This is a genomic window from Parvibaculum sp. (assembly GCF_049672805.1).
Lineage (GTDB): Bacteria > Pseudomonadota > Alphaproteobacteria > Parvibaculales > Parvibaculaceae > Parvibaculum.
This window is the reverse complement of record NZ_JBATWS010000423.1, coordinates 1-3,081: the sequence shown is the minus strand read 5'-3', so window position 1 is coordinate 3,081 and position 3,081 is coordinate 1. Positions and strand designations below refer to the sequence as shown.

Here is a 3,081-nt window from a genome sequence, read left to right as displayed (position 1 = left end):
GCGGCGAGACGCTGATGGAAGTGCTGCAAAAGGCAGGCGTTGACCGGATCGACGCCTATCACGCCGTTGCCGCGATGACGCCGCATTACAGCCCGCGCAAGCTGCGCGCAGGCCAGGAAATCGCTCTCACCTTCCTCGAACAGCCCGACGCCATGGCTGAAGGCGAAAGCGGAACACCGGCGAAGTTTCTGACCGCCCTCTCGCTCGAGCCTGACCTCGAACGCGTCATCGCCGTCACGCGCAATGGCGACGGCTCCTTCAGCAGCGAAGAAGTGGTGCGCGAATTCACGGACGGCTATGCGCGCGCCGCGGGCACCATCAACAGCTCGCTTTTCCTTGATGGCGATCGCGCAGGCGTACCGGCCAAGATCATCGCCGAGATGATCCGCATGTATTCCTACAGCGTGGACTTCCAGCGTGAAATCCAGCCCGGCGACAAATTCGAAGTCTATTTCACTCGCAAGCTTGATGAACAAGACCGTCCCGTGAAGGAAGGCGATGTTCTCTATGCGTCGCTCACCGTCGGTGGCAAGACCCACAAGCTCTGGCGCTTCGACCCGGGCAATGGCGAGTGGGACTACTTCGATGAAAACGGCCAGAGCATGAAAAAGTTCCTGATGAAGACGCCGATTGATGGCGCGCGTCTCTCATCGGGCTTTGGCATGCGCAAGCATCCAGTGCTTGGCTATTCTAAGCTCCATTCCGGCGTGGACTTCGCCGCACCGCGCGGCACGCCAATCTATGCAGCCGGCGACGGCACGGTAACGCGCGCCAATTATTTCGGCAGCTACGGCAACTATGTGTCGATCCGCCATGCCAATGGCTACATCACCGCCTATGCGCATATGAACGGCTTTGCGCGCGGCATCAAGGCGGGCACGCGCGTGCGGCAGGGTCAGGTGATCGGCTATGTCGGCACGACAGGGCGCTCCACCGGCCCGCATCTTCACTACGAAGTCCATGTGAACGGCAAGAAGATGAACCCGCTCGCGCTGAAAGTGCCGACCGGCCGCAAGCTCGAAGGTAAGGAACTCGCCGCCTTCAAGGCACAGCGCGAAACCGTTGCAACGCAAATGGCAGAAGCGCCCGTCGCAACCAAAGTCGCGCAGGCCACAACAGGCAGCGGCACGAACTGACCATCACACATAGAAACAAAAAGGCCGCCCAACCGGGCGGCCTTTTCTTTTGCTTCCTGCGCTGATTGCACATCAATGCACGAGCGGGGGACGGTCTTCGTCGAGGCCGCCTTTCCCTGAGCCGAACAGATCATCATTCGCGCCGACCTCATGACCATTGATGAGAAGGCCACCCGCCCCCGCCGAGACATGCACTGTCTCGCCATCGGCAATCTCGCCCTTGAGCAGGAGTTCCGCGAGCGGATCTTGCACATTGCGCTGAATCACACGCTTCAGCGGACGCGCGCCATAGACCGGATCGTAACCCGCATCGGCAAGCCATGTGCGCGCCGCCTCATCCAGCACGATGTTGATCTGACGATCGGCGAGAAGCTTCTTCAACCGCTCCATCTGGATATCGACAATCGCATCCATCTGCGCCCTCGTGAGGCGATGGAAGAGCAGTATCTCGTCCAGACGGTTGAGGAACTCCGGCCGGAAGCGGGAACGCACCACATCCATGACCTGTTCGCGCACAAGGTTCACATCCTCGCCTTCCTTCTGCTCGGCGAGATATTCCGCGCCGAGATTGGAAGTCATGATGATGAGCACGTTCTTGAAATCGACCGTGCGGCCCTGCCCGTCTGTCAGGCGCCCGTCATCAAGCACCTGCAACAGCACGTTGAACACATCGGGATGCGCCTTCTCGATCTCGTCGAACAGCACGACCTGATAGGGCCGGCGGCGCACAGCTTCCGTCAGCGCACCGCCTTCCTCATAACCGACATAGCCGGGCGGCGCGCCAATGAGGCGAGCTACGGAATGCTTCTCCATATATTCCGACATGTCGAGGCGAACGATCGCCTGATCATCGTCAAAGAGGAAGGCAGCAAGCGCCTTGGTAAGCTCGGTCTTGCCGACGCCCGTGGGGCCGAGGAAGAGGAACGAACCGATCGGGCGATTGGGGTCCTGCAAGCCCGCCCGCGCGCGGCGCACCGCACGAGAGACGGCTGACACAGCTTCCGGCTGGCCGATAACACGCGCGCCAAGCGCCTTTTCCATGCCGATAAGCTTTTCGCGCTCGCCTTCCAGCATCTTGTCAACGGGAATGCCCGTCCAGCGGGAGACGACCTGCGCGATATGCTGCTCGGTCACGGCCTCTTCCAGCATCGCGCCCTGCTCCTCGCGCTTTTCGGTTTCCGCGAGCTTCTTTTCAAGCTCTGGAATGATGCCATAGGCAAGCTCCGAGGCACGCTCAAGCTGACCCGCACGCTGCGCGCGCACAAGTTCGCCGCGCGCATTGTCCAGCTCTTCCTTGAGCTTCTGTGCGCTTGCAAGCTTCGATTTCTCCGCCGCCCAGACAGCCGCGAGATCAGCCGACTTCTTTTCGAGATCGGCAAGCTCCACTTCGATCTTCGCAAGGCGCTCGCGCGAAGCCGCATCGCTTTCCTTTTTCAGCGCCTCCCGCTCGATCTTGAGCTGGATCACGCGGCGGTCGATCTCATCAAGCTCTTCGGGCTTCGAATCAACCTGCATCCGCAAGCGCGATGCCGCCTCATCCATGAGGTCGATTGCCTTGTCCGGCAGAAAGCGGTCCGCGATGTAGCGATCAGACAGCGTGGCAGAGGCAACAAGCGCCGCATCAGAGATGCGCACACCATGATGCAGCTCATATTTTTCCTTCAGCCCGCGCAGAATCGAGATCGTGTCCTCAACCGTTGGCTCTTCCACAAAGACCGGCTGGAAACGCCGCGCGAGCGCTGCGTCCTTCTCCACATACTTGCGATATTCATCGAGCGTCGTGGCACCCACGCAGTGCAGATCACCACGCGCAAGCGCGGGCTTCAGCAGGTTGGAGGCGTCCATCGCACCATCCGTCTTGCCAGCGCCGACAAGCTGATGCATTTCGTCGATGAAGATGATGATGCCGCCATCGGACGCCGCAATTTCCGAGAGAACCGCTTTC

The 3,081-nt window shown here is 60.5% G+C and carries 2 protein-coding genes; one reads left to right on the top strand and one right to left on the bottom strand.

Translation table 11 applies throughout. The features are described from left to right. On the top strand, window positions 1-1,136 hold a 1,136-nt coding region (locus WBF74_RS13120; protein WP_424440635.1), incomplete at its 5' end, for a peptidoglycan DD-metalloendopeptidase family protein. Between the two features lie 72 nt (window positions 1,137-1,208). Here WBF74_RS13120 and WBF74_RS13115 read toward each other — a convergent pair. Beyond that, the coding region (locus tag WBF74_RS13115; RefSeq protein WP_424440633.1) for an AAA family ATPase at window positions 1,209-3,081 on the bottom strand (1,873 nt) is incomplete at its 5' end.